The sequence below is a fragment of the Stenotrophomonas sp. AC248 genome (assembly GCF_979258185.1).
Genome location: NZ_OZ409840.1, coordinates 1,007,178 through 1,033,064 on the forward strand (window position 1 = coordinate 1,007,178; position 25,887 = coordinate 1,033,064).

General features: G+C 68.7%; 24 protein-coding genes. 16 read left to right on the top strand and 8 right to left on the bottom strand.

The window, feature by feature from the left end:
• Positions 1–133 precede the first annotated feature (133 nt).
• Positions 134–1,312, top strand: a complete 1,179-nt coding sequence (locus ACZ0AE_RS04640; RefSeq protein WP_463600483.1) for an efflux RND transporter periplasmic adaptor subunit — start codon at positions 134–136, stop codon at positions 1,310–1,312.
• 4 nt (positions 1,313–1,316) lie between these two features.
• Entirely contained in the window at positions 1,317–4,418 is a 3,102-nt protein-coding gene (locus tag ACZ0AE_RS04645; protein WP_463600484.1) for an efflux RND transporter permease subunit, read from the top strand.
• Between the two features lie 272 nt (positions 4,419–4,690).
• Here ACZ0AE_RS04645 and ACZ0AE_RS04650 read toward each other — a convergent pair whose 3' ends face one another.
• Positions 4,691–5,104, bottom strand: a complete 414-nt coding sequence (locus ACZ0AE_RS04650; protein WP_038690030.1) for a GFA family protein — start codon at positions 5,102–5,104, stop codon at positions 4,691–4,693.
• Between the two features lie 164 nt (positions 5,105–5,268).
• Here ACZ0AE_RS04650 and ACZ0AE_RS04655 point away from each other — a divergent pair, with 164 nt between their 5' ends.
• On the top strand, positions 5,269–6,246 hold the full coding sequence (locus tag ACZ0AE_RS04655) for an Lnb N-terminal periplasmic domain-containing protein (protein ID WP_038690028.1): 978 nt from the start codon (positions 5,269–5,271) through the stop codon (positions 6,244–6,246).
• Positions 6,243–8,192, top strand: a complete 1,950-nt coding sequence (locus tag ACZ0AE_RS04660) for an esterase/lipase family protein (RefSeq protein ID WP_463600485.1) — start codon at positions 6,243–6,245, stop codon at positions 8,190–8,192. The genes ACZ0AE_RS04655 and ACZ0AE_RS04660 overlap by 4 nt, the downstream gene beginning before the upstream one ends.
• A gap of 240 nt (positions 8,193–8,432) precedes the next feature.
• Here the strand turns inward: ACZ0AE_RS04660 and ACZ0AE_RS04665 are convergent, their stop codons facing one another.
• On the bottom strand, positions 8,433–9,809 hold the full coding sequence (locus ACZ0AE_RS04665; protein ID WP_463600486.1) for an MFS transporter: 1,377 nt from the start codon (positions 9,807–9,809) through the stop codon (positions 8,433–8,435).
• A 92-nt stretch (positions 9,810–9,901) separates the two neighbouring features.
• Here ACZ0AE_RS04665 and soxR point away from each other — a divergent pair, with 92 nt between their 5' ends.
• Positions 9,902–10,336 (top strand): redox-sensitive transcriptional activator SoxR, encoded by a 435-nt coding sequence (gene soxR, locus ACZ0AE_RS04670; protein ID WP_181393942.1) that lies wholly within the window; start codon positions 9,902–9,904, stop codon positions 10,334–10,336.
• 185 nt (positions 10,337–10,521) lie between these two features.
• On the opposite strand, the gene ACZ0AE_RS04675 is transcribed toward soxR, so the two are convergent.
• Positions 10,522–11,331: a short chain dehydrogenase gene (locus ACZ0AE_RS04675; protein ID WP_447592274.1), complete on the bottom strand. Its 810-nt coding sequence runs from the start codon at positions 11,329–11,331 to the stop codon at positions 10,522–10,524.
• Between ACZ0AE_RS04675 and ACZ0AE_RS04680 the strand changes: the two genes are divergently transcribed.
• Positions 11,222–12,103 carry a LysR family transcriptional regulator gene (locus tag ACZ0AE_RS04680; RefSeq protein ID WP_038690022.1) on the top strand — a complete coding sequence of 294 codons (882 nt, stop codon included), beginning with the start codon at positions 11,222–11,224 and terminating at the stop codon, positions 12,101–12,103. The genes ACZ0AE_RS04675 and ACZ0AE_RS04680 overlap by 110 nt on opposite strands.
• Positions 12,104–12,296: 193 nt before the next feature.
• On the opposite strand, the gene proC is transcribed toward ACZ0AE_RS04680, so the two are convergent.
• Together proC and ACZ0AE_RS04690 are read right to left on the bottom strand one after the other, a co-directional pair.
• On the bottom strand, positions 12,297–13,118 hold the full coding sequence (gene proC, locus ACZ0AE_RS04685) for a pyrroline-5-carboxylate reductase (protein WP_463600487.1): 822 nt from the start codon (positions 13,116–13,118) through the stop codon (positions 12,297–12,299).
• 31 nt (positions 13,119–13,149) lie between these two features.
• The gene (locus tag ACZ0AE_RS04690; RefSeq protein ID WP_463600488.1) at positions 13,150–13,830 is read right to left on the bottom strand and encodes a YggS family pyridoxal phosphate-dependent enzyme; all 681 of its coding nucleotides are present in this window, start codon (positions 13,828–13,830) and stop codon (positions 13,150–13,152) included.
• Between the two features lie 86 nt (positions 13,831–13,916).
• Between ACZ0AE_RS04690 and ACZ0AE_RS04695 the strand changes: the two genes are divergently transcribed.
• From ACZ0AE_RS04695 to ACZ0AE_RS04710, 4 genes are all read left to right on the top strand, one after another.
• A complete protein-coding gene (locus ACZ0AE_RS04695) occupies positions 13,917–14,954 on the top strand; it encodes a type IV pilus twitching motility protein PilT (protein ID WP_038690018.1) in 1,038 nt (345 codons plus the stop codon).
• 78 nt (positions 14,955–15,032) lie between these two features.
• The gene (locus ACZ0AE_RS04700; RefSeq protein WP_038690016.1) at positions 15,033–16,175 is read left to right on the top strand and encodes a PilT/PilU family type 4a pilus ATPase; all 1,143 of its coding nucleotides are present in this window, start codon (positions 15,033–15,035) and stop codon (positions 16,173–16,175) included.
• Positions 16,176–16,351: 176 nt separating this feature from the next.
• Complete coding sequence (locus ACZ0AE_RS04705; RefSeq protein WP_448133148.1) at positions 16,352–16,930, top strand: hypothetical protein; 579 nt, start codon at positions 16,352–16,354, stop codon at positions 16,928–16,930.
• Between the two features lie 137 nt (positions 16,931–17,067).
• Positions 17,068–18,051, top strand: a complete 984-nt coding sequence (locus ACZ0AE_RS04710) for an aldo/keto reductase (protein WP_463600489.1) — start codon at positions 17,068–17,070, stop codon at positions 18,049–18,051.
• Between the two features lie 204 nt (positions 18,052–18,255).
• Here ACZ0AE_RS04710 and ACZ0AE_RS04715 read toward each other — a convergent pair whose 3' ends face one another.
• On the bottom strand, positions 18,256–19,077 hold the full coding sequence (locus tag ACZ0AE_RS04715) for an alpha/beta fold hydrolase (RefSeq protein WP_463600490.1): 822 nt from the start codon (positions 19,075–19,077) through the stop codon (positions 18,256–18,258).
• Between the two features lie 171 nt (positions 19,078–19,248).
• On the opposite strand from ACZ0AE_RS04715, the gene ACZ0AE_RS04720 reads away from it, so the two are divergent.
• From ACZ0AE_RS04720 to ACZ0AE_RS04730, 3 genes are all read left to right on the top strand, one after another.
• A complete protein-coding gene (locus ACZ0AE_RS04720) occupies positions 19,249–19,467 on the top strand; it encodes a DUF4287 domain-containing protein (RefSeq protein ID WP_038690009.1) in 219 nt (72 codons plus the stop codon).
• A gap of 64 nt (positions 19,468–19,531) precedes the next feature.
• Entirely contained in the window at positions 19,532–20,233 is a 702-nt protein-coding gene (locus tag ACZ0AE_RS04725; RefSeq protein ID WP_463600491.1) for a hypothetical protein, read from the top strand.
• Between the two features lie 68 nt (positions 20,234–20,301).
• Positions 20,302–21,009 carry a YitT family protein gene (locus ACZ0AE_RS04730; protein ID WP_038690005.1) on the top strand — a complete coding sequence of 236 codons (708 nt, stop codon included), beginning with the start codon at positions 20,302–20,304 and terminating at the stop codon, positions 21,007–21,009.
• Positions 21,010–21,019: 10 nt separating this feature from the next.
• Here ACZ0AE_RS04730 and ACZ0AE_RS04735 read toward each other — a convergent pair whose 3' ends face one another.
• Complete coding sequence (locus ACZ0AE_RS04735; protein ID WP_463600492.1) at positions 21,020–21,565, bottom strand: DNA-3-methyladenine glycosylase I; 546 nt, start codon at positions 21,563–21,565, stop codon at positions 21,020–21,022.
• Entirely contained in the window at positions 21,562–23,364 is a 1,803-nt protein-coding gene (locus tag ACZ0AE_RS04740; protein WP_463600493.1) for a DUF4153 domain-containing protein, read from the bottom strand. Before ACZ0AE_RS04740 ends, ACZ0AE_RS04735 begins: the two co-directional genes overlap by 4 nt.
• 80 nt (positions 23,365–23,444) lie before the next feature.
• Here ACZ0AE_RS04740 and ACZ0AE_RS04745 point away from each other — a divergent pair, with 80 nt between their 5' ends.
• From ACZ0AE_RS04745 to ACZ0AE_RS04755, 3 genes are read left to right on the top strand one after another with little or no spacing between them, the layout of a single operon-like run.
• Positions 23,445–24,011, top strand: a complete 567-nt coding sequence (locus ACZ0AE_RS04745) for a YqgE/AlgH family protein (RefSeq protein ID WP_038689999.1) — start codon at positions 23,445–23,447, stop codon at positions 24,009–24,011.
• A complete protein-coding gene (gene ruvX / locus ACZ0AE_RS04750) occupies positions 24,004–24,501 on the top strand; it encodes a Holliday junction resolvase RuvX (RefSeq protein WP_051598879.1) in 498 nt (165 codons plus the stop codon). The genes ACZ0AE_RS04745 and ruvX overlap by 8 nt, the downstream gene beginning before the upstream one ends.
• Positions 24,502–24,518: 17 nt before the next feature.
• Positions 24,519–25,469, top strand: coding sequence for an aspartate carbamoyltransferase catalytic subunit (locus ACZ0AE_RS04755; protein ID WP_463600494.1), 951 nt, complete (start codon positions 24,519–24,521; stop codon positions 25,467–25,469).
• Positions 25,470–25,887: the final 418 nt, after the last annotated feature.

Consider the following 25,887-nt stretch of genomic DNA (forward strand, 5'->3'; position numbering starts at 1 on the left):
TGGAACCCCGCTGCGGCCCTGGCCGGGCGTGTCCACACAGGACGTCTGCCTTGGGTATCGACGTCCCCGGGCCGTGCGCCGTTGCAGTGGCGGCACGGCCAGCGCTTCCCCCACGCCTGGAACCCCGTACCCGATGATCCCCACGTATTCCTCCTTCCCGGCCCGTGACCGGCCGTCTCCCCGGGCCTGGCGCGCGCTCTGGCTCGCCGTCGGCATGGCCACCCTGCTGGCGGCATGCGGCAAGGACGCACCCAAGGCGGCGTCCGCCGCGCCGGAGGTGAGCGTGCTGACCCTGCAGGGCCAGCCGCTGGCGCTGGACCAGGAGTTGCCGGGGCGCACGGTGGCCTCGCAGGAATCGGAGGTGCGCCCGCAGGTGGACGGGGTGCTGGTGGCGCGGCTGTTCGAGCAGGGCCAGATGGTGCGGGCCGGGCAACCGTTGTTCCAGATCGAACCGGCGCTGTACCAGGCCGCGCTGAACGAGGCCCAGGCCAACGTGACGACCGCCGAAGCCACGGCGGTGGCCGCGCGCCTGCGCGCGCAGCGGCTGCAGGCGCTGGGCAAGGACCAGCTGGCCGCGCGCCAGGACGTGGACGACGCCATCGCCAGCGGGCAGCAGGCGGCTGCGGCGGTGCAGGCCGCGCAGGCCGCGCGCGATACCGCCCGTACCCGGCTGGGCTTTGCCACGGTAACCGCGCCGATCGCCGGCCGGATCGGCCGCGCGCTGTTCACCCCGGGCGCGCTGGTCACCTCCGGCCAGGCCGAACCGCTGGCGCGGATCCAGCAGGTGGACCCGATGAACGTGGACATCACCCAGTCCAGCAACGAATACCTGGCGCTGCGCCGGGCGATTGCCGAGGGCGGTGTGCAGGCCAGTACCGCGCCGGTGCGGCTGCGCCTGTCCGACGGCACCGACTACCCGCTGCCGGGCACGCTGGAATTTGCCGACATCGATGTCGAGCAGGCCACCGGCAGCATCACCCTGCGCGCGCAGTTCCCCAACCCGGCCGGCCAACTGCTGCCGGGCATGTACGTGCGTGGCCAGGTGGGCCAGGGCATCCGCCAGCAGGCGCTGCTGGTGCCGCAGGCGGCGGTGGACCGCAGCCCCAAGGGCGAGGCGCAGGCGTGGGTGGTGGACGCCGATGGCAAGGCGCGCTTGCGCGTGTTCCGCACCGCCCGCGCGGTGGGCAACCAATGGCTGGTGCTGGATGGCATCGCGGCCGGCGAACGGGTGGTGGTGGCCGGCGCGCAGGGCCTGGCCGACGGCATGCCGGTACGGGTGAAGCCTGCCGCCGCCCCCGCCGGGAAGGGCTGAGCGCATGCTGCCGCGCTTCTTCATCCATCGCCCGGTGTTCGCCTGGGTGCTGGCGATCTGCATCATGGCGCTCGGCGCGATTGCAGTGACCCAGCTACCCGTGGAGCAGTATCCGGACATCGCCCCGCCGCAGGTCAACATCACCGCCAACTACACCGGCGCCTCGGCGCAGACCGTGGAAGACAGCGTCACCCAGGTGATCGAACAGCAGATCAAGGGCATCGACCACCTGCTGTATTTTTCCTCCACCAGTTCGTCCTCGGGCCAGGCGCGCATCACGGTCACCTTCGACCAGCGCGCCAATCCGGACATCGCCCAGGTGCAGGTGCAGAACAGCGTCAACCAGGCCATCAACCGGCTGCCGCAGGAAGTGCAGCAGCAGGGCGTGACGGTGGCCAAGTCGCAGGGCGATGCGTTGATGGTGGTGTCGCTGTACGACACCAGCCGGCGCATGGAACGCGTGGACGTATCCGACTTCCTGGTCAGTAACGTGCAGGACCCGATCAGCCGCATTCCGGGCGTGGGCGAGATCAACGTGTTCGGTGCGCAGTACGCCATGCGCATCTGGCTGGACCCGCACAAGCTGCGTGCCTTCAACCTGATGCCCGCCGATGTGCGCAGCGCCATCGAAGCGCAGAACACGCAGGTGACCGCCGGTGAACTGGGGGCGTTGCCGGCCGCGCCCACGCAGGGCCTCACGGCCACGGTCACCGCGCAGTCGCGGTTGCAGACCCCCGAACAGTTCCGCGCGATCATCCTGCGCACGCTGCCCAGTGGCGCGGCGGTGCACCTGGCCGACGTGGCGCGGGTGGAGATCGGTGCGGAGAATTACCAGACCAGCAGCTACCTCAACGGCTACCCGGCGGCGGGCTTCTCGGTGACGCTGGCCTCCGGTGCGAACGCGCTGGAAACCGCCGACGCGGTACGCGCCACCCTCGAGAAACTGCGCCCGGGCTTCCCGCCCGGGGTGCAAGTGGCCTACCCGCGCGACAGCACGCCGTTCGTGCGGGTCTCCATCGAGGGAGTGATCCACACGCTCATCGAGGCCATCGTGCTGGTGGTGATCGTGATGTTCCTGTTCCTGCAGAACGTGCGTGCCACGCTGATTCCGGCGATCACCGTGCCGGTGGTGCTGCTGGGCACGTTCGGCGTGCTGGCGGTGGCTGGCTTCACCATCAACACGCTCACCCTGTTTGCGATGGTGCTGGCGATCGGCTTGCTGGTGGACGATGCCATCGTGGTGGTGGAGAACGTGGAGCGCATCATCCACGAGGAACACCTGCCGCCGCGCGAAGCCACCGAAAAATCCATGGGCGAGATCACCGGCGCGCTGGTCGGCATCACCGTGGTGCTGGGGGCGGTGTTCCTGCCGATGGCGTTGTTCGGCGGTTCCACCGGCATCATCTACCGGCAGTTCTCGATCACCATTGCCTCGGCGATGGCGCTGTCGGCGCTGGTCGCGCTGACCTTGACGCCTGCGCTGTGCGCCACGCTGCTCAAACCATCGGCGGCACAGAAACCGCCGGGCCGTTTCTTTGCGTGGTTCAACCGCGGCGTGGAGCGCAGCCAGGACGGTTACCGGCGGCGGCTGGGCGGTGTGGTGGCCGCGCCCAAGCGCTGGATGGCGTTTTACGTGTTGGTGATCGTGGCCATGGTGGCCCTGTACGCACGCATGCCCACCGGCTTCCTGCCGGTGGAAGACCAGGGCCAGGTGATGTTCCAGTTTTCCACCCCGGAAGGCACGCCGATGGCGCGCACCGAGGCGCTGGGCGCGCAGATCAGCCAGTACTTCCAGCAGAACGAAAAGCAGAACCTGGAAGCGGCGTTCGTGGTGGTGGGGCGCAACAATGCCGGCACCGGGCAGAATGCCGGGCAGGGCTTCCTGGCGCTCAAGCCGTGGGGCGAGCGCGATGGTGACAACACCGCCGCGGCGATCATCGCGCGGGCCAACGCGCATTTCCGCGGGCTGGCCGATGCCAAGGTCAACGTGCTGGCCCCGCCGGCAGTGCGTGGGCTGGGCCAGTCCAGCGGTTTCGAACTGTGGCTGCAGGACAGCAGCGCCGCCGGGCGCGCTGCGTTGCAGGCCGCGCAGCAGCGGGTGGTGGGCGCGGCCAACCAGGACGACGGGCTCAGCTCGGTGCGCTTGAACGGGCTGGGCGACAAGGCCGAACTGCACCTGGATATCGACCACGCCCAGGCCAGTGCGCTGGGGCTGGCGCAGGCCGACATCAACAGCACCCTGGCCGCGGCCTGGGGCGGTACCTACGTCAACGACTTCCTCGACCGTGGCCGGGTCAAACGCGTCTACCTGCAGGGCGATCAGCCCTACCGCAGCGTGCCCGACGACATCGGCCAGTGGTACGTGCGCGGCAGTGACGGGCAGATGGCGTCGTTCGCCAGTTTCGCCAGCAGCCACTGGGCGCGCGGCCCGCAGCTGCAGCAGCGCTTCAACGGCCTGCCGGCGATGGAAATCCAAGGCAGCGCCGCAGAAGGACGCAGTTCCGGCGAGGCGATGCAGCGCATGCAGGCGCTGGTGGCCGCCGAACCCGGTTTCGAGCTGCAATGGAGCGGGCTGTCCTACCAGGAACAGCTGTCGAGCAACCAGACGCTGTGGCTGTATGCGGCGTCGATCGCCTTCATCTTCCTGTGCCTGGCTGCACTCTACGAGAGCTGGACGGTGCCGGTGGCCGTGCTGCTGGTGATTCCGTTGGGCGTGCTGGGTACCGTGCTGGCCACCACGGCGGCCGGGTTCGTCAATGACATTTACTTCCAGGTGGGCCTGCTCACCACGATCGGGTTGTCGGCCAAGAACGCCATCCTGATCGTGGAATTTGCCGAGGCCCGGTACCGCGCCGGCAGTTCGGCGGTGGACGCGGCGCTGCAGGGCGCGCGCCTGCGCCTGCGTCCGATCGTGATGACCTCGCTGGCGTTCATTGCCGGCGTCATTCCGCTGGCCCTGGCCACCGGCGCCGGTGCGGTCAGCCGCCGCGAGATCGGCATGAGCGTGATTGGCGGCATGCTGTCGGGCACGCTGCTGGCGATCGTGCTGGTGCCGCTGTTCTTCGTGCTGGTGCGGCGGCTGGGCAGGCCCGTGCCGACCGCGTAACCGGCGCGGCGCGGCCGTCACATGGCTGTCGTGCCGACCTCACCTGGCCTATGCCGGGGCGCCGGTAACGTGACACGTCCCCGTCCCCCACGGAGACATGCCATGTGGTTGCTTGACCGACTCTGGCCCGCACGCCCGGCCCCTGAGGCCGCTACGCCCCCGCCGTTGCCCGATGCCGCCCAGCGCAGACTGCTGCTGAAGCGGCCTGCACGCGCGGGCCGCACCCGCATGGCGCCCTGGCAGAAAGTGGGTACCCCGGCGCGGCGACGCAGTCACTGAGCCGGCGGCCGGTCGGCAGGGTGGTTGACCCCGTCGTTCACCGGCACCTCGCCCAGCGCATACGGATTGATCCCGTCCAGGCAGCCCAGGTTGTAGCCGTACTCGTCCGGCGATGAGCGCCGCTGGTGGTGGGTGTAGATGCCGCAGGTGCCGCAGAACCAGTGCTTGGCCACGTGCGTGTTGAACTGGTACAGCCGCAGCGCGTGCTTGCCTTCGATGACCTCCAGGTCGGCCAGCTTCACCGACCCGACGATGGCGCCCTTGCGCCGGCACAGCGAGCAGTCGCACCGCCGCGGCGACAGCACGCCGTCGGGCAGGTGCAGGCGCAGGACCACCGCGCCGCAGTGGCAACGGGCCAGGTGGTGGCGCTGGATCGGCACCCCGCCGATGGAATGAATACCGGGCATCGCAAGCGCCTCCTGTGCGCAATGGGGACGCCGCCAGTATGCCGCCGGCCCAAGCTGAACACGCGGACATGTAACCCACACCGCGGTTGTGGCTAACTAGCGCCCCCGAACCAACGATGGACCGACGCGTGAAGAAGGCAGGACGATGGGGGCTGGCGCTGTTGATGCTGGTCGCAGCGCTGTGGGTGACCGGCCTGTTGGCCTACCAGCTGCCCGGACCGGGCTGGCTGCGCTGGGTGGCCATCGCGGCGTGGGCGGGCTTTGCGCTGACCACGGCGGTGGGCGTGGCGCGTGCGCGGGCAGGGCGCTGGCCGGGTGCGGTGTACGTGGGCGCGCTGGTGCTGTGCGGCGTCTGGTGGCTGCTGCTTACCCCGCGCCAGGACCGGGTGTGGGCCGACGACGTGGCGCAACGGCTGAAGGTGGTCGAATTTGACGGCACCCACGTGGTGCTCGACAACGTACGCGCCTTCACCTGGCGCAGCGAGGACGACCACGACGTGCACTGGGTGCGCCGCAGCTATGACCTGGACCAGCTGCGCTCGGCCGACCTGGTGATGTCGTACTGGATGGGGCCGATGATCGCCCACACGCTGATCTCCTTCGGCTTCGCCGACGGTCGCCAACTGGTGTTCTCGCTGGAGATCCGCAAGGAGCGCGGCGAGTCGTTCTCGGCGCTGGGCGGGTTCTTCCGCAAATTCGAAATGACCCTGGTGGCGGCCGAAGAGACCGACATCATCCGCGTGCGCAGCAACGTGCGGGGCGAAGACGTGTACCTGTACCGCCTGCAGGGCATGACCCGTGAGCAGCTCAAGGGCCTGTTCGTGTCCTACCTGGGCGAGGCGCGCAAGCTGGACGCGGCCCCGGCGTTCTACAACACCCTGACCAGCAACTGCACCACCATCGTCTATGAGCTGGCCAAGCAGATCGCCCCCGGCCTGCCGCTGGACTACCGGCTGCTGGTGTCGGGCTATTTCGCCGAATACGCCCGCGACCTGGGCGTGCTCACCCCCGGCGTGGACTTTGCCACGCTGAAGGCGCGGGGCCGCATCACCGACCGCGCCCGCGCCGCCGGCAACGACCCGGCGTTCTCGCAGTTGATCCGCCAGGGCGTGCCGGGCATGCACCAAGGAACCGCACCATGACCTCGCCCCACGCGTTCTCCCGCCGCCTGCTGCCGCTGCTGGCGGTGGTGCTGTCGCTGCTGCTGTCCAGCGGCTGCGCCATGGTCACCATGAAGCAGGTCGCGCCCACCGACTACCTGGCCAACAAGCGCGGCGACGTGCTCACCTCGGGCAAGCTCAGTGCGGCGTCGCAGGAAACCCTGAGCGTGGTCGGGCTGGACGAGGACCTGTGCGCCAAGGACGTGGTCACCTGCCAGAAGACCCTGGTAGACACCGCGGTACTGCCGGAAGAACAGCGTCTGTCGGCGCTGTCGGAGCTGTGGGTGAAAACCGCGCTGGGGCTGAGCCCCAAGCCGAAGGACCGCGACAAGCATCCGATGAGCGATGCGGCGCTGGATGCATGGCTGGAAGCGGCGCGTTACGCCTATGCCTACCTGTTCTTCAGCGGGCGCACGCCGTCGGACCGTGCCTTCGAAGACCGCCAGACCCAGGTGCGCGACTACTACAACTACGCCGCCGAGCAGACCGCAGCGGTGGTGTTCAAGCGCGCACGCGAGAGTGCGCTGGAGGGCGAGGACTACAACGCCCCGGTGGCGGGCGAGCGCTGGACGCTGACGTCTGACTTCGATGAACTGCGCATGCCCAGCATTCCCACCCGCATGGTGTCGGCTTCGTCGGTGAGCTTTGCCGGCCTGCGCAGCACCTACCGGCGTGATGGCTTCGGCGCCGAGCTGGTGGTGGTGATGGACCCGCCCAAACTGATTGCCGCCGCCGACGGCACCAAGGCGGAGATTCCGCAGTACAGCGAGATGTCGGCGATCAACGCCACCGCGCTGCTGCGCTTCAAGGGCGACAGCCTGCAGCAGGTGCTCGACACCACCCAGGTGCTGTTCGATGTGTATTCGCCCGAGTCCACCGAAAGCGTGGACCTGCACGGCGAGAAGGTGCCGCTGGCCGGCAACTTCACCGCCGCCTACGGCATGTGGCTGGCGCAGTCGGGGTTTGCCACGCAGTCGCTGCGCACGCTGTTCGGGCTGAGCGAGGGCATCGGCGAACCGCACATGTACCTGATGCAGCCGTGGGACCCCAACCGCCGCATCATCTTCATGCTGCACGGCCTGGGCAGCAGCCCGGAGGCGTGGGTGAACGTGGCCAACGAGATCATGGGCGATCCCGAGCTGCGCAGGCACTTCCAGGTGTGGCAGGTGTATTACCCGACCAACGCGCCGATTGCGTTGAACCGGTTCGAGATCGACGCGGCGTTCGACAACACGCTCAAGCACTTCGACCCGACCGGCAGCAGCCCGGCGTCGAAGGACATGGTGTTCATCGGCCACAGCATGGGCGGCGTGCTGGCCCGGCTGCTGGTGACGTCCTCCGGTGACGTGCTGTGGAACGACCTGCTGGCCAACTACGACCTCAAGGGCGAGCGCCTGAAACGGGTGCAGGCCAAGCTGGGACCGCTGCTGCATTTCAACGCCGAGGCGAATGTGGAGCGCGCGATCTTCATCGCCGCCCCGCACAAGGGCACCGACATCGCCGGCAACCGGCTGGGGCGGCTGATCGGGCGCCTGGTGCGCCTGCCGATCACGATCCTGGGCAAGTTCGATGACGTGTTCCAGACCCTGCAGCAGTCGGAAAGCCAGTCAGCGCAGCCGACCAAACTGCAGATTCCCAACAGCATCGACAACCTCAAGGCCAGCGATCCGTTCGTGAAGGCGGCCGGCGCGTTGCCGATCATGCCGGGGCTGAAGTACCACTCGATCATTGCCCAGCGCAAACCCGACGTGCCGCTGCAGCAGTCCGACGATGGCCTGGTGCCGTACTGGAGCGCGCACCTGGACGGGGCGGTGTCGGAGAAGGTGATCATCTCCGGGCACAGCGTGCAGGAAACCCCGCAGGCCGTGCTGGAAATCCGTCGCATCCTGCGCGAAGACCTGAAGGAAGTGGGCGACACGCACCCCTGAAGCGGGGACCGGCCTGCTGAAACGCGCCCGGCGGGAAACGGGCGCGTTTGGGGATGTGCATTCAGCGGCGAACGGATCGATCGGCAATGTGCATTCATCGTCGAACCGGGCCGACCGGCACTGTGCGGTCGCTCGTAGAGCGGGGCTCTGCCCCGCTGCCCTTCGCGGTGAAAGACAGCCGGGCAGAGCCCGGCTCCACGGTCCAGCCGGGCAGAGCCCGGCTCTACGCGCGTGCGGTGTTCAGATCCGCCGGGCGACGACTACGCTGGCCACGGCCAGTACCAGCATGATGGCGTAGGTGAGCAGGTAGCCCAGCATCACGTTGCCCTGCAGAAACAGCGCGAACAACGAACCGGAGATCGCCAGCGTGGTGGCCACGCCCAGCGCTTCGCTCAGCTGCAGCGCCGAGGTGTTGGCGCCCTGTTGCGCGGGCGGCGACAGCGACAGGGTCAGCACCGACAGCGCCGGGTAGATCAGGCCCATGCCAAAGCCGGTAAGGGTCCAGCCGGCCAGCGCGAACCACAACGGCGTGGCCGGTTGGATCGCCAGCGACGTGGCCACGATGCCCACGCACATCAGCAGCGCGCCGACGATGAGCAACTGCTGGCGCGTCCAGCCGCGTTGCTGGTGGCCCTGCAGCCAGGAGCCGCTGAACCAGCCCAGCGCGCCCAGGCTCAGCGCCACCCCGGCCAGCAGCGGGCTCAGCCCGCGTTCGCGCTGCAGCAGCAGCGGCAGGAAGGCTTCGCAGCCGAAGAAGGCCGACGCAGCGATGCCACGCAGCGCAATCACGCTGGGCAGCCCCCGGCGCAACCGCAGCGTGCCGGTGGGCAGCAGCTTCCAGCTGCACAGCGCCAACAGCGCCAGTGCCGGTGCCAGCATCGCCAACGCGGTCCAGCCCTGTTGCTGGCCGCCGATGTACAGCAGCAAGGCCCCGGCGGCGGCCCCGATCGCCCAGCGGATGACGCGGTCATCGTTGCGTGCCGACGGCGGCGGCGCGCCCACGTCGCGCAGGGCGGGGCGCAGCAGCAGGGCGGCCGGCACCGCCAGCAGGGGCACGATCAGGAACACCCAGCGCCAGCCCAGGTGCTGCACGATCAGCCCGCTGATGCCAGGCCCGATCAGCGACGGCACCACCCAGCCGGCCGAGAACGCGGCAAAAACACGCGGCCGCATCGCCTCGGGAAAGGTGCGCCCGACCATCACATACAGCGACACCGAGACCGCACCGGCCCCCAGCCCCTGCAGCAGCCGGCCCAGCACCAGCTGCGGCATGGTGTGGGCGAAACCGGCCAGCAGCAGCCCGGCGATGAAGCAGCCCAGGCCCAGCCACAGCGGCCGCGCCGGCCCCAGCCGATCGCTCCAGCGCCCCGCCAGGGTCATGCCGATCACGCTGGTGGCCAGGGTCCCGCCAAAGGCCAGCGCGTACAGGCGCAGGCCGTCCAGTTCGTGGGCCACCGTGGGCATGGCGGCGGCCACGGCCAGCGCTTCGAAGCCATACAACGAGACCAGCGCGACCATGCCGATGGTGGTGGCGCGGTAGCGGGGCGACAGGATCGACGGCGTTGGCACGTCGGCAGGGGCCGCGGCGGCGGCGGCGGCGGTTACATCGGAAGACATGCGGGATACCAGGCAGCGGACGGGCAGGGTGTGCTTGCAGCGCATCCCCGCGTCACGCAGGATGCCACCTGAACCATGGTTGAGGTCAAGCAGTGATCGCGCAGGAACTGAGTGTGGGTGAAGTGGCCAAACGCAGCGGGGTGGCGGTGTCGGCGCTGCACTTCTATGAACGCAAGGGGCTGATCCGCAGTCTGCGCACCGCCGGCAACCAGCGCCGGTTCGCGCGCGATGTGCTGCGCCGGCTCGCGGTGATCCGCGTGGCCCAGCGCGTGGGCATGCCGCTGGAAGCGGTGGCGACCGCCTTTGCGGCGTTGCCGGAGAACAAGACGCCGACCAAGGCCGAGTGGGCGCGGATGTCGGCGTTGTGGCGCAGCGAGCTGGACCAGCGCATCGAGCAGTTGTTGTTGCTGCGCAACCAGCTGACCGACTGCATCGGCTGCGGCTGCCTGTCGTTGAAGCGCTGCAGGCTGGCCAACCCGGGCGATGCGCTGGGCGACCAGGGCGATGGACCGCAGCGGTGGGGGTGAGGGGGCTTACAGGGCGTGCGGCTGGCACCGCGGGGAGCCGGCCAGCGGCCGGCACTACCGTTCTGCCGACCAACGGTCGGTAGCTACCGTTTCGTTCGGTCGTTGCCGTTTCATCAACGTTCGGTCGTTGACGCCGGTAGGTATCGACCGTTGGTCGATACGCATCGTCCGCCCACGGCCACACCTCACCATACGTTGAACACCTGCCCGCTCTGCACGCCTTCCACGCTGCGCTGGTAGGCCAGCGACGCGCGCTGGGCGGTGACCGCTTCAAAGCCGGGGAAGTAGGCGCCGTAGTCGGCCAGGGATTCGACCAGCACGTTCGGGCTGACCACGTTGATGCGCAGCCCGCGCGGCAGCAGTTCGCAGGCGGCGCCACGCGCGAAGCCCTCCAGCGCGGCGTTCACCGCGGTGGCATTGGCACCGTCGCGGATCGGCTGGGCGCTGACGATGCCGCTGGTGAGGGTGATCGAGCCGCCGGCCGTGAGGTGGTGCTGGGCCGCCAGCGCCAGCCGTACCTGGCCCAGCAGCTTGTCCTGCAAACCCACGTTGAACTGCGCCGGCGTCATGGACCCCAGCGGGCCGAAATGCAGCTTGCCGGTGGTGGCCACCACCGCGTCCACCGTGCCGACCTGGGCGAACAGGGCCTGCACGCTGGCATCGTCGGTGAGGTCCACCTGCACGTCACCGCCATGGCGGCCGGCGCGGATCAGCTGGTGATGGGTGCCCAGGGTCGCGGCGACGGCCTGGCCAAGGGTGCCGCTGGCACCGACGAGAAGAATCTTCATGCGGGAGGCTCCAGAAAGGACGTGCAGCCAGTCTGCGCCCGCGGCGGCAGTTCGGTAACCGGCGTATGCTTTGCAGATTGCAAACCAGTGGTTACCAATGGATACCTTGCGCTGCATGCAGGCCTTCGTGGCCGTGGTCGAACACGGCAGCTTCAATGCCGCCGCCGAGCACATGGCGGTGTCGTCGGTGATGGTGGGCAAGTACATCCAGCAGCTGGAAACGCACCTGGGCGTGCGCCTGCTGCAGCGGAACACGCGCCGGCAGAGCCTCACCGATGCCGGGCGCAACTACCTGGCCGGCTGCCGCAGTGTGCTGGAACAGGTGCAGCAGGCGAACGCCAGCGTGGCCGGCCTTCAGGCCCAGCCCCAGGGGCTGCTGCGGATCAGCGCGCCGGTCACCTGGGGCAGCTGCGTGCTGGCCCCGCTGGTGGCGCAGTACCTGGCCGCCTACCCGCAGGTAACGGTGGAGCTGGACCTGAGCAACCGCCGGGTGGACCTGATCGAGGAGCAGTTCGACGCGGTGGTGCGGATGGGGCGGATCGGCTCGGCCGAATGGGTGGCGCGGCCGTTGCCGCCGTACGCGATGCAGATCTGCGCCGCGCCGGCCTACCTGCAGCGCAAGGGCATTCCGCAGCATCCCGGCGAGCTGCGCGATCACGACTGCCTGACCCACGTGGCCTGGCGCGGGGGCCATGGCTGGCGTCTGCGCGGGCATCCCGAGCAGGACTGGTCGGAGCATTCGCGGCTGCTGTGCAACGACGGTGATGGCCTGCGCCGTGCCGCCTTGGCCGGGGCCGGGCTGATCCTGCAGCCGGCGGTGCTGCTGGCCGACGACATCGCCAGCGGACGCCTGCAGCCGGTGCTGGCCGACTACCTGCCCGAACCGCGTCCGCTGCACCTGGTGTACCTGCCGGATCGCCGCCCGCGGCCGAAGTTGTCCAGCTTCGTGGATTTTCTGCTGGACCGGATGACCCGGTAGAGCCACCCCATGGTTGGCTGTCGAGCTGGACCGGTAGAGCCACCCCATGGGTGGCTGTCGTGCGATCACGGTTTCCGTCAGCCACCCATGGGGTGGCTCTACCTTGCGATCGGGGTTTCCTTCAGCCACCCATGGGGTGGCTCTACCGTCCCGGAGAGGGGCGGGGCATCGGGATCAATCGGCCGTCGGTGTCTCAGTCGTTCGCGGCCGACAGCGCCTGGCCGCGCCGGGTCGCTGCGTCGATCGCGCGCGCGACGATGGCCTCGAAACCGTCGGCCTGGAAGGATTCAATCGCCGCCTGGGTGGTGCCGTTGGGCGAGGTCACCCGGCGGCGCAGTTCGGCCGGGGCGTCGCCGGATTCGTCGAGCATGCGGCTGGCGCCCAGCAGGGTCTGCACCACCAGCGTGCGTGCTGCCTCGGCCGGCAGGCCCTGGGCCACCGCGGCGGCTTCCATCGCTTCGGCCAGCAGGAACACATACGCCGGGCCACTGCCGGACACCGCGGTCACCGCATCCATGCGGGCTTCGTCGTCGATCCACACGGTGCGCCCGGCGCTGGCCAGCACGGTATCGGCCTGGGTCCGCTGGGCATCGCTCACCGTGGCGGTGGCATACAACCCGGTCACCCCCGCGCCGAGCAGGGCAGGGGTGTTGGGCATCGCCCGCACCACCGCCGCGCTGCCGCCCAGCCAGCGTTCCAGCTGCGCACTGGTGATGCCGGCGGCGATGGACACCACCAGCGGCTGCCGGGCACCGGCCAAGGGCACGAGCGACGCGCACACATCGCGCAGCACCTGCGGTTTCACCGCCAGCACCCACACCTCGCCCTGGGCGGCCGCTTCGGTGGCACTGGCGTAGGTCTTCACGCCGAAGTCGGCGGTCAGCTGTTCGCGCAGCGCGGTGACCGGCTCGGCCACGTGGATATGCGCGGGCGCAACGCCCTGGCGGACCAGCCCGGCGATCAGGCTGCGGGCCATGTTGCCGCCGCCGATGAAGGTAAGTGTGATGGCGCTCATGCAATCTCCGGGTAGTGCGTATGAAAGGGAGTCAGGCCGGGCGCGGGCGCGCGCCGAACAGGGCGGTGCCGATCCGCACCAGGGTGGCGCCCTGGGCGATGGCCTCGGCGTAGTCGCTGCTCATGCCCATCGACAGTGTGTCCACCTGCGGATGCGTCGCGGCCAGTGTGTCCAACAGGGCGCGCATGCGCGCGAACGCCTGCTGGCGGCGCTCGGCCTGGGGCCACGGGGCGGGAATGGCCATCAGCCCGCGCAGCTGCAGGCGTGGCGCGGCCTCGATGGCAGCGGCCAGCGCAGGCACGTCCTCGGGGGCGCAGCCATGCTTGCTGTCCTCGTCGTCGATGTTGACCTGGATGAGCACGTTCAACGGGGCCAGCGCCGCCGGCCGGTGCGCGGCCAACGCCGCCACCAGCTTGGGCCGGTCCACGCTCTGCACCCAGTCGAAGCGCTGTGCGGCCAGCTCGGCCTTGTTGGACTGCAGGTGGCCGATCAGGTGCCATTCCAGCCCCAGCGCCGCCAGTGCGTCGATCTTGGCCACGGCCTCCTGCACGTAGTTTTCGCCGAATGCACGTTGGCCCTGGGCGGCCAGTGCCGCCACCGCCTCGGCCGGCTGGGTCTTGGAGACCGCCAACAGCACCGGGTCTGGCCGCCCGGCGGCGGCAGCCGCGTTGCGCAGGTTCAGCAATATCGTGGACAGGGGCAGCGCGGACACGGGCGTTTTCCGGTAGATCAGGAACGCTATACTGCCGCCCGGGGAAAGAACCTTCCAGTCGCAGCAGTCATGGGGAGTAGCAGCGCATGGATATCGCCGAACTGTTGGCGTTTTCCGTAAAGAACAAAGCGTCGGATCTTCATCTGTCGGCCGGCTTGCCGCCGATGATCCGCGTGGACGGCGATGTCCGTCGCATCAACATTCCGGCTTTGGACCACAAGCAGGTGCATGCGCTTGTGTACGACATCATGTCGGACAAGCAGCGCCGCGATTACGAGGAATTCCTCGAGGTCGACTTCTCGTTCGAGATTCCATCGCTGGCGCGTTTCCGCGTCAATGCGTTCAACCAGAACCGGGGTGCCGGTGCGGTGTTCCGTACCATTCCCTCGGAAGTGTTGACCCTGGAAGACCTGGCCGTGCCGCCGATCTTCCGCGAGCTGATCGACCAGCCGCAGGGCCTGATCCTGGTCACCGGCCCGACCGGTTCGGGCAAGTCGACCACGCTGGCGGCGATGATCGACCACATCAACAAGAACGAATACGGCCACATCCTCACCGTCGAGGATCCGATCGAATTCGTGCACACCTCGCAGAAGTGCCTGATCAACCAGCGCGAAGTGCACCGCGATACGCACGGCTTCAACGAAGCGCTGCGCTCGGCCCTGCGTGAAGACCCGGACATCATCCTGGTCGGCGAATTGCGCGACCTGGAAACCATCCGCCTGGCGCTGACCGCCGCGGAAACCGGCCATCTGGTGTTCGGCACGCTGCATACCAGTTCGGCGGCCAAGACCATCGACCGCATCATCGACGTGTTCCCCGCCGGCGAGAAGCCGATGGTGCGCTCGATGCTGTCCGAGTCGCTGCGTGCGGTGATCTCCCAGGCCCTGTTGAAGAAGGTCGGTGGCGGGCGTACCGCTGCATGGGAAATCATGGTGGGCACCCCGGCCATCCGCAACCTGATCCGCGAGGACAAGGTGGCGCAGATGTACTCGGCCATCCAGACCGGCCAGCAGATGGGCATGATGACTCTGGACCAGCACCTGCAGGACCTGGTCAAGCGCAGCCTGATCACCCGCAACCAGGCGCGCGAGTACGCCAAGGACAAGCGGATCTTCGAATGATGGTAGAGCCGGGCGCTGCCCGGCGTCCTGCATCGCCGGCCGCTGGCCGGCTCCCGGCAATCTTCGGAGCACACCGCAATGAACACCACCACCACGACCATCGACTTCACCTCGTTCCTCAAGCTGATGGCGCACCAGAAGGCGTCGGACCTGTTCATCACCGCGGGCATGCCGCCGGCGATCAAGGTCAACGGCAAGATCTCGCCGATCACCCAGACCCCGCTCACGCCACAGCAGAGCCGCGACCTGGTGCTCAACGTGATGACGCCGGCGCAGCGCGAAGAGTTCGAAAAGACCCACGAGTGCAACTTCGCCATCGGCCTGTCCGGCGTCGGCCGGTTCCGCGTGAGCTGCTTCTACCAGCGCAACCAGGTGGGCATGGTGCTGCGTCGCATCGAGACGCGCATTCCCACCGTGGAAGAGCTGAGCCTGCCGCCGATCATCAAGACGCTGGCGATGACCAAGCGCGGCATCATCCTGTTCGTGGGCGCTACCGGTACCGGTAAATCGACCTCGCTGGCGGCGATGATCGGCTACCGCAACCACAACTCGACCGGGCACATCATCACCATCGAAGACCCGATCGAATTCGTGCACAAGCACGAGGGCTGCATCATCACCCAGCGTGAAGTGGGCATCGATACCGACAGCTGGGAAGCGGCGCTGAAGAACACCCTGCGCCAGGCACCGGACGTGATCATGATCGGCGAGGTGCGTACCCGCGAGGGCATGGACCACGCCATCGCCTTCGCCGAAACCGGCCACCTGGTGCTGTGCACGCTGCACGCCAACAACGCCAACCAGGCGATGGACCGCATCATCAACTTCTTCCCCGAAGACCGCCGCAACCAGTTGCTGATGGACCTGTCGCTGAACCTCAAGGGCGTGGTGGCGCAGCAGCTGATTCCCTCGCCGGATGGCAAGTCGCGCAAGGTGGCGATGGAGATCATGCTGGGCACGCCGCTGGTGCAGGACTACATCCGCGATGGCGAGATCCACAAGCTCAAGGAAGTGATGAAGGAGTCGGTGCAGCTGGGCATGCGCACCTTCGACCAGAGCCTGTTCGAGCTGTACCAGGCCGGTGAGATCAGCTACGAAGACGCGCTGCGCTACGCCGATTCGCAGAACGAAGTGCGCCTGCGCATCAAGCTGTCGCAGGGCGGCGACGCACGCACGCTGTCGCAGGGCCTGGACGGGGTGGAGATCTCCGAGGTCCGCTGACCGCACCGGGCGCGCACGACGCGCGCCCGTGCCCCGGCAGCCTTGGCGCGCCGGGCCGCGGGGGATCTGGAAAAACCCCCGGCGCTCTGCGATAGTCGCGCCGTCCCGGGTTCCCGGGATACAGGGGGCGCCGGCACCTCGCCGGTAGATGCATTACAGGTGATCCGCATATGGAAGTGGACGATCCTTACCGTGCGCCGGCAACTCTGCCGGTCGCAGCACCACCGTTTACCCCGGCACCCCGCATCGCCACGCGCGATGTGGTCGCTGCCGCGTACTACTCACCGCCCACGCTGAAACTGGCCTCGCTGTCGCTGGTGACGCTCGGGCTGTACCCGTTGTACTGGTTCTGGCAGAACTGGCGGGCGATCAAGCGCGAAACCGGCGGCACCCAGTGGCCCTGGGCACGGGCCCTGTTCGCCCCGCTGTGGTCATTCCTGTGCTTCAGCGACCTGCGTGACATCGCCGTCAGCCGCCGCCGCGAACTGGCCTTCGCGCCGGGCCTGCTGGCGGCCGTGTACTTCCTGCTCAACCTGGGCGGACGCCTGCCGGGCGGCATGGGGCTGGTGTCGTTGTTGACCTTCGTGCCCATTCTGCCGATCAACAGCCTGCTGCGGCGCTACCACCGCGAGGAAGGCGTGGACATGCAGCGCATGGACCGTTTCGGGGTGTGGCACATCCTGTTGCTGCTGTTCGGGGCGGGGTTCCTGCTGCTGGTGCTGTTCGGGCTGTCACTGCCGGATACGGAGCGCTGAGGCAGGCACGGGCATAGCGCTGGATTGATGAGCCTGTTTCATTACCACCAGCGATCACGCCGGTTCATTTCCTGCCGTCGGGCGGTTCAAGATGGGCATCCCCCATCAACGCCGACCCCGCCGGCAGGAGCACCACCATGCAGACACGAGAACTGGGCAACAGCGGCCTGCGCGTTTCCGCGCTGGGCCTGGGGTGCATGGGCCTGAGCTTCGGCTACGGCCCGGCCACCGACAACGGTACCGCCACCGCCCTGCTGCACGCGGCCGTGGCACAGGGCGTGACCTTCTTCGATACCGCCGAGGTGTACGGTCCGTTCCGCAACGAGGAACTGCTCGGCCAGGCATTGGCGCCGTATCGCGACCAGGTGGTGATCGCCACCAAGTTCGGGTTCAAGGACGGCCACGCCGATGCCGGGCTGGACAGCCGCCCCGAACGCATCCGTGCGGTAGCCGAGGCCAGCCTGCAGCGGCTGCAGACCGACCGCATCGACCTGTTCTACCAGCACCGGGTGGACCCGAACGTGCCGATCGAAGACGTGGCCGGCACGGTCAAGGACCTGATCGCCGAAGGCAAGGTGAAGCACTTCGGGCTGTCCGAGGCCGGTGCCGATACCATCCGCCGCGCGCACGCGGTGCAGCCGGTGGCCGCCCTGCAGAGCGAGTACTCGCTGTGGTGGCGCGAACCGGAGCAGAGCGTGCTGCCGGTACTGGAGGAACTGGGCATCGGCTTTGTACCGTTCAGTCCGCTCGGCAAGGGCTTCCTGACCGGCGCGATCAACGCCGACACCGCGTTCGCCGCCGACGACTTCCGCAACAGCGTGCCGCGCTTCGCCGCCGACGCGCGCCAGGCCAACCAGGTGCTGGTAGATCGGATCCGTGCGATTGCCGCCGCCAAGGGTGCAACGCCTGCCCAGGTTGCACTGGCCTGGCTGCTGGCGCGCAAGCCGTGGATCGTGCCGATTCCGGGCACCACGAAACTGCACCGCCTGCAGGAAAACCTCGGCGCCGTCGCGCTGCAGCTCAGCACCGACGATCTGCAGCAGATCGGCGTAGCGCTGGACAGCATCGCCATCGTCGGCGACCGCTACAACGCCGCGCGACAGAAGCTGGTCGCGCGCTGATACCTGCAAGGCGCACGCACGACCAACGGTCGTGCGCTACCGGCCCCGTGATCGGCACGCCGATCACCCCGCCATCCCGGGGTAGGTACCGACCGTTGGTCGATACCCCGATCATCCAATCACCCCGGTACGTACCGACCGTTGGTCGGTACCCCGATCACCCAACCACCCCGGGTAGGTACCGACCGTTGGTCGGTACGCCCCTCATCCCCGGATAAACGCCAGAAGATCCCGGTTGATCACCTCGGCATGCGTGGTGCACATGCCGTGCGGATACCCCGGGTAGACCTTCAACGTGCCATGCCTGAGCAGTTTGATCGCAAGCTCGGCCGAATCGGCGATCGGCACGATCTGGTCGTCATCGCCATGCATCACCAGCACCGGCACATCGATCTTCTTCAGATCCTCGGTGAAGTCGGTTTCCGAAAACGCCTTGATGCAGTCGTAGTGCGCGTTGATCGCCCCCATCATCCCCTGGCGCCACCAGTTGTCGACCACCCCCTGCTGGACCGGCGCACCGTCGCGGTTGAAACCGTAAAACGGAATGGGCACCTCGCGGTAGAAGTTGGCGCGGCCTGCAGCCAGCTGCTGGCGGAAGCCGTCGAACACCGCCTTCGGCGTTCCGCCCGGGTTGCGCTCGCTCTGCACCATGATCGGCGGCACCGCGCCGATCAACACCGCCTTGGCCACCCGGCCAGGTTTCGCCTGGGCCACGTAGTGCGCCACTTCGCCGCCACCGGTGGAATGACCCACGTGCACCGCATCGCGCAGGTCCAGGTGGTCGGCCAGCGCGTTGACGTCCGCCACGTAGGTGTCCATCTCGTGGCCGCCGCTGGTCTGCGAGGACCGGCCATGGCCACGGCGGTCGTGCGCGATGACCCGGTAGCCCTGCAGCAGGAAGAACTGCAGCTGGGTGTCCCAGTCATCGGCAGTGAGCGGCCAGCCGTGGTGGAACACGATGGGCTGGCCCTGGCCCCAGTCCTTGTAGAAGATCCGGGTGTTGTCGGCGGTGGTCAGGTAGGGCATGACGCGGACTCCTGCAAAGGACGAGGGGAGGGTGCGGAGGTGCCCTGGCATGCTGCGGCAGCGGGGTGTTCAGCGGGCATGAAAGCCCGTGTCGATTTCGCGCCCCCCGCCACGTCATACACAACGAGCCCCGCCATTCCGGCGGCGCGCCACCCCTGCGAGGCATCCGCCATGAGCGATACCCCCACCCTGAAAGGCCCGGCGTCGTACTTCCCGTCCATCGAAAAGACCTACGGCCAGCCGGTCGGCCACTGGCTGGCGCTGCTGGTGGCCCAAGGCGGGCTCAAGCACATGGAGCTGGTGGCCTTCCTGAAGACCGAGCACGGCCTGGGCCATGGCCACGCCAACGCGCTGGTGGCCCATCACCTGGCCGCTGCACGGGTCGGTTGAGCGCAGCGGCCCGCGTGACAGTGGCATGCTGTGCGGCCTTGCCGCCGACAGGAGTCACGCCGCGATGCCCCGCTTCACCGAACTACGCGTGGAATCCAGCCCCGACGGCACCCACGCCGGGCGCGTGCTCGACGGCGTTCCGTTTCGCGCGGACGCCTACCATGTGGCCGCGCTCTTCATGGCGGCGTTGCCGCGCGACTACGTACTCGATGGCGCCAGCCTGCTGACCCTGCAATGCGGTCCGCCCGGCGATGAACCGCGCTACCAGCGTTTTCCCGGGGCCAGCGTGGTGTGCGTGGACCCGTTCGATTTCGCTGCCTACGCCGGCAGCGACCCCGCAACCCGCGAGCGCGCGGTACTGGCGTTGATCGAACAGCACGGGCTGGCGCTGATCGACCGCGTGGGGGCCGATCCCGGCCCGTGGCGGGCGGCTGCCGCTGCGGTGCGCGCACAGGGCTTCCAGCGCGAGGACGAGGTGGCACGGCTGGGGCGGGCGCTGCCCGGCCGGGCCGGTTGGGTCCGGGTCTACCGCGGCCTGGGGGCCGGGTTCGGCGAGCGTTGGCAGGCACGCGTGCTGGACCGTGGCGGGGCGCTCATCGCCTGCCACCCGATGCGCAGCCCGGCCGCGCTGGACCAGCGCGACTGGTTCAAGCGCTCGGCGTGGGAGCAGGGCGTGTTCGTGGTGCGCCAGCGCCTGGGCCAGGCGGTTTTCAGGCTGGAGCCGCCGAGCGCCGCAGGTCCGGGCAGCAGCTGGATGGCTGTCTGAATCATTTCACCTGCAACTGTCACGCTGATCGTGTCTAATACCGCTCCCCACGCACAGCCCCCACCCCCATGTCCCTTGATTCCCATGGCCCCGCGCCGTGCGACGACGCTGACGGCCACCTGGTCACCGCTGGCCCGCTGACCCCGCCGCCGGACAGTGCCGGCACCGTCGCCGATGAAAAAGCGCTGCGCCATTCGGTGGCCGAGGACGTGCAGGGCATGATCCTGGCCACGTTGGTGGCCTCGCTGGGCCTGGCCATCTTCGCCAAGGGTGGGCTGATGATCGGCGGCATGGCCGGGCTGGCCTTCCTGGCGCACTACGCCTTCGACTGGAACTTCGGCCTGGTGTTCGTGCTGGTCAACCTGCCGTTTTACTGGGTGGCCGTGCGGCGGATGGGCTGGGAGTTCACCCTGAAGACGTTCGCGGCGGTCACCGCGTGCGGCGCGCTCACCGACCTGCTGCCGCGCTGGGCCGATTTCGCCCATATCGCCCCGCTGTATTCGGCCCTGGTGGGCGGCGCGCTGGCCGGCCTCGGCATCCTGTTCTACATCCGCCACCGCGCCAGCCTGGGCGGCATCGGCATCCTGGCGGTGTACCTGCAGCGCACCCGCGGCTGGAGCGCCGGCAAGGTGCAGATGTCCTTCGATACCCTGCTGATGTGCGTGGCGTTCTTCGTGCTGTCCCCGTCGCAGGTGATGTACTCGGCGATCGGTGCGGTGGTGCTCAGCCTGGTGCTGATGTTCAACCACCGCCCGGGCCGTTACATGGGGGTGTAAGCCCCCTGCATCACCCGGTCGGTGCCGACCGTTGGCCGGCACGCAGGCGTTGCAGGCGCGCGTATACCGGGCAGTCCGGGCTGTGCGCGCCGGGCAGGTAGCCCAGGCTCATCAGGAACTCGCCGGTGATCTCGCCGCCGGTGAAGCGGAACGTCTTCTTGAACAGCTTCACCCACGCCGCCTTGTCCTGCGGATGGTGTGCGTCCAGCCACGCCGCGAAACTGCCGTGGCTGGCGCGCAGCTGCTGGATCACCTGCGCGTTGTGCACCGCTGCGTGCACCTTGAGCCGGTTGCGGATGATGCCGGCATCGTTGAGCAGGCGCTCGATGTCGCGCTCGCCGTAAGCGGCCACGGTATCCACGTCGAAGCCGGAATAGGCCGCGCGGAAGCCCTCGCGCTTCTTCAGGATGGTTTCCCAGCTCAGGCCGGCCTGGTTGATTTCCAGCAGCAGCCGTTCGAACAGCTCGCGCTCGTCGCGCTGCGGGAAGCCGTATTCGTGGTCGTGGTAATGGCCGTGGACCGGGTGGCCGGGGGCGATGAGGCAGTAGCCGCTCATGGGCGTGATTCCTTGTAGGCGGTTTCGTCGATGGTCTGGGCCGGCCCGCCGTCGATGGACAGGCGGGGCCAGCGCGGTGCCTGCAGGTGCAGCTGGCCGTCGCGCAACGCGGTGTTGCCACGGGCGACCCCGCCGCTGCCGTCGCCTTCCGGGAAGGACGCCGTGCCGACGTCCTGCCACCCGCCTGCGTCACGGGCATGCACCCGGCAGTAGGCGCGACGATGCGGCGACAGGTTGCACAGCAGCACCTCGTCCACGCCGTCGCTGTCCAGGTCGCGGCGCAGCACCACGCAGTCCTGGCCCACGTCCAGGCAGTCGCTGGTGGCCAGCGTGCGCGCCAGCACGGCCTGCCACCAGTCCGGGTCCGGGGTGGGCAGGCCCTTGGCGAGGGTCAGCTGGCGCTGCAGTGCAGGCAGGTCGGCAATGCCATCGTCGATGTCACCCAGTTGATTGTCCCGGCCCCACCGCGTGTCGCGGGCCAGCGCGGAGGCGATCACGCCGGCGGCGCGTGCATCCTGGCTGAAACGCGGGTCGCGCTGCAGCGTCTTGAGCGCGTCCACGCCGTGGCGGCCGTAGGCGAAGCGCAGGGTAGTGGCCTGCTCGGCGTCGATCGCCGGTGCACCGGCCTGCACGCGCGCCAGCTGGCTGCCGGCACTGATCCGCAGCGGGTCGAGCAGCGGCGAGTTGGCCAGCACCGCGCTGCCCAGCACCGCCCAGCACATCCAGCGGTTCACCGGTTCAAGCCGCTGCAGCCAGCGCGCGCCCGGGCGCAGCACCGCCAGCGCATAGCCCAACGCGTAGCCGCATACCAGCACCGCCACCAGCGCGCCCCAGAAGCGTTCCGGGGTCCACCCGTACTGGGCGATGCGCAGCCCCATCGCGTACAGCGCCACGGCCGCGTATACCGGCAGCGCGAGCAGGGCGGCCTCGATCAAGCGGCGCAGCCAGGCCGGGTAGGGTGGCTGCTCGCTGTCGTGCTGGTAGACCGCATTGACGAACACCACCAGCAGCAGCGACAGGGTGATCAGCAGGCTGGCCGCCGAGCGGGTGCGCCACAGCGGCTCGAGCCCGGTGAACGGCAGGCTGAGCACGAACAGCAGCGCAATGAAGGCCAACAGCGGCAACAGCCCACGGCCCACCGCGAACAGCACCGAACGCACCGTCTGGATGGCGCGGTGCTGGGTTCGCCCGATCAGCACGCCAAAGCCGAACAGCGTGCCGGTGGCCAGCGCGATGAAGGCATCGTCGCGGAACAGGGTATGGAAGAAGCCGATATCCACCAGCTGGAACAGCGCCGCCCACAGCCACAGCAGCAGCCAGGTCAGGCCGGTGAAAGCCACCGCCAGTGCCAGCGTCAACCCGTTCTGCCAGGCGTGTTCGAACAGGGCGGCGTAGGACGCGCGCCAGTGGCCGTGCTGCAGGCGGAACTGCCACCACGGCAGGCTGACAAACACCGCGATGGCCATGCTGACCGAGAACGGCCACAGCACGCCGCTCTGCTCCAGCCCCTTGGCGCCGCCACCGAGCGTCCAGCCGATGCCGCTGGCCAGGGCCAGCACCAGCACCGTGGCCAGCCCGGCATGCAGCCACAGGCGTCGATCACGCAGCTGCACCAGCGTCAGGGCGACGGCGGTGGGCACGCTCAGCACCCAGGCATACCAGCACACGCGGTTGCCGAGATCGTGGAAGGGCCAGCTGTCGGCGGCTTCCTGTGCGGCGTACAGCATCAGCCCCTGCAGCAACGCGATCAGCACGATGGCGCTGCGCGACGCAGTAGGGAGTGCAGGGCTGGCGGTCATGCGGTGCGATCCTTCCTGGAAGGCCTGCATCCTAGCAGCGCTCACGCCCGTGTCCCGGGCCCAGCGGGTAGAATGGGCCCATGTCCGAGCTCTCCACCTCCCTCGCCCATCACCTGCTGGTCGCGCTGCCGTCGCTGACCGATCCCACCTTCGCGCGCAGCGTGGCGCTGATCTGTCAGCACGACGACAACGGTGCCATGGGCGTGCTGGTCAACCAGCCGTCCGAGTACACCCTGGGCGACGTGCTGGCGCAGATGGAAATCACCACCGACAGCCCCGACCTGCGTGGCCAGATCGTGCTCAACGGCGGCCCGGTGCATCCCGAGCGCGGCTTTGTCATCCATGACGATGCGCGCAGCTGGGATTCCAGCCTGGCCGTCGGCGAGGGCGTGTACCTGACCACCTCGCGCGACATCCTCGAGGCGATGGCCCGCGGCGAAGGCCCACGCAACGCGCTGGTCACCCTCGGCTGCGCCGGCTGGAGCGAAGGCCAGCTGGAAAGCGAGCTGGGTGAAAACAGCTGGCTGACCGTGCCGGCCGATACCGAACTGCTGTTCAGCACGCCGTTCGAACAGCGCTGGCAGGGCGCCGCCTCGCGCATTGGCGTCGACCTGTTCCTGCTGACCGATTACAGCGGACATGTCTGAGCCGACCCCGCCGCCGCCCGCTGCAGCCGCCCCCGGCACCATCCGCCGCGATGGCACCGTGCTGGGCTTCGACGTCGGCTCGCGCCGCATCGGCGTGGCCATCGGCAGTTCGTTCGGCACCCACGCCCGCGCGATCGCGGTGGTGGATGTGCACGGCAACGGCCCGGACTGGGCCGCGGTGGAGCGCCTGATCAAAGAATGGCGGCCTGACGGCCTGGTGGTGGGCGACCCGCTCACCCTGGACGGCCAGGACCAGCCCAACCGCAAGCGTGCGCAGGGCTTTGCCCGCCAGCTGCGGGAGCGTTTCAAGCTGCCGGTGGTGCTGGTCGACGAGCGCTCCAGCTCGGTCGAAGCGGCCCGCCGGTTTGCCGTCGAACGTGCCGAAGGCCGCAAGCGTCGCCGCGATGCTGCCACCCTCGATGCCGTGGCCGCCGCGGTCATCATCGAGCGCTGGTTGTCCTGCCCGGACGATGCCACCCCCGTTTCCTGACTCACAGACTCCCGCCCATGACCGCTTCGCAACTTGATTCCGATGGACGCCTGCGCCACCTGCTGACCCTGGAAGGTCTGCCCCGTCAAACCTTGTTGCAGCTGCTCGACCGTGCCGGCCAGATCCGCGATGCGGCAGTGGGCCGGGTGGGCAACAAGCGCCACGTGCTGGGCGGCGCGGCGGTATGCACGCTGTTCTTCGAACCGTCCACGCGTACGCGCAGCTCGTTCCAGCTGGCCGCGCAGCGGCTGGGCGCGGACGTACTGAACTTCGACGCGTCCACCTCGTCCACGCGCAAGGGCGAAACCGCCTGCGACACGCTGAAGAACCTGGAAGCGATGGGCGTGCGCGGCTTCGCGGTGCGCCACCCCGACGACGGCGCCGTGGCGGCACTGGCGGCCGCCGCAGGCGAGGGCACCGCGCTGGTCAATGCCGGTGACGGCCGCAGCTCGCATCCAACCCAGGGCCTGCTGGACATGCTGACCCTGCGCCAGGCCAAGGGCAGCGATTTTTCCAAGATGAAGGTGGTGATCGTCGGCGACGTGAAGCACTCGCGCGTAGCCCGCACCGACCTGCACGCGCTGCGCACGCTGGGCGTGGGCGAGATCCGTGTGTGCGGCCCGCAGTCGCTGCTGCCGGACGATGACACCCTGAAAGGCTGCATCGTCGGCCAGGATTTCGACGCCATGCTGGAAGGCGTGGATGCGCTGATGATGCTGCGCCTGCAGCGTGAGCGCATGGAAGAAGGCCTGGTGCCGTCGATCGAGCAGTACCACACGCAGTACGGCCTGGACGCGAAGCGCCTCAAGCGCGCCGGCACCGATGCCGCCGTGCTGCACCCGGGCCCGATCAACCGCGGCGTGGAAGTCACCGACGAAGTGGCCGACGGCCCGCAGTCGTGGGTACTGCGCCAGGTCGCGAACGGCGTCGCCGTCCGCATGGCAGTGTTGGAAACGTTGTTGGGGTGAGGCGCGGAATGTGCGGCGTGCGGAGCATCCGGATACGTCCGTGCCCGCCGCCGCCCCTCCAACCTCCCGCACCACGGTAGTGCCGGCCGCTGGCCGGCTCCCCAGCCAACCACCCGCCCAAGGGTAGTGCCGGCCGCTGGCCGGCTCCCCAGCCAACCACCCGCGCAGGGGTAGTGCCGGCCGCTGGCCGGCTCTGCATGAATCCAGCGGTATGAGGAGCCGGCCAGCGGCCGGCACTACCGGTGGGTCCATACGAAGAGCCGGCCAGCGGCCGGCATTGCCGGTGGGTCCATACGAAGAGCCGGCCAGCGGCCGGCACTACCGGTGGGTCCATGCGAAGAGCCGGCCAGCGGCCGGCATTGCCGGTGGGTCCATACGAAGAGCCGGCCAGCGGCCGGCATTGCCGGTGGGTCCATAC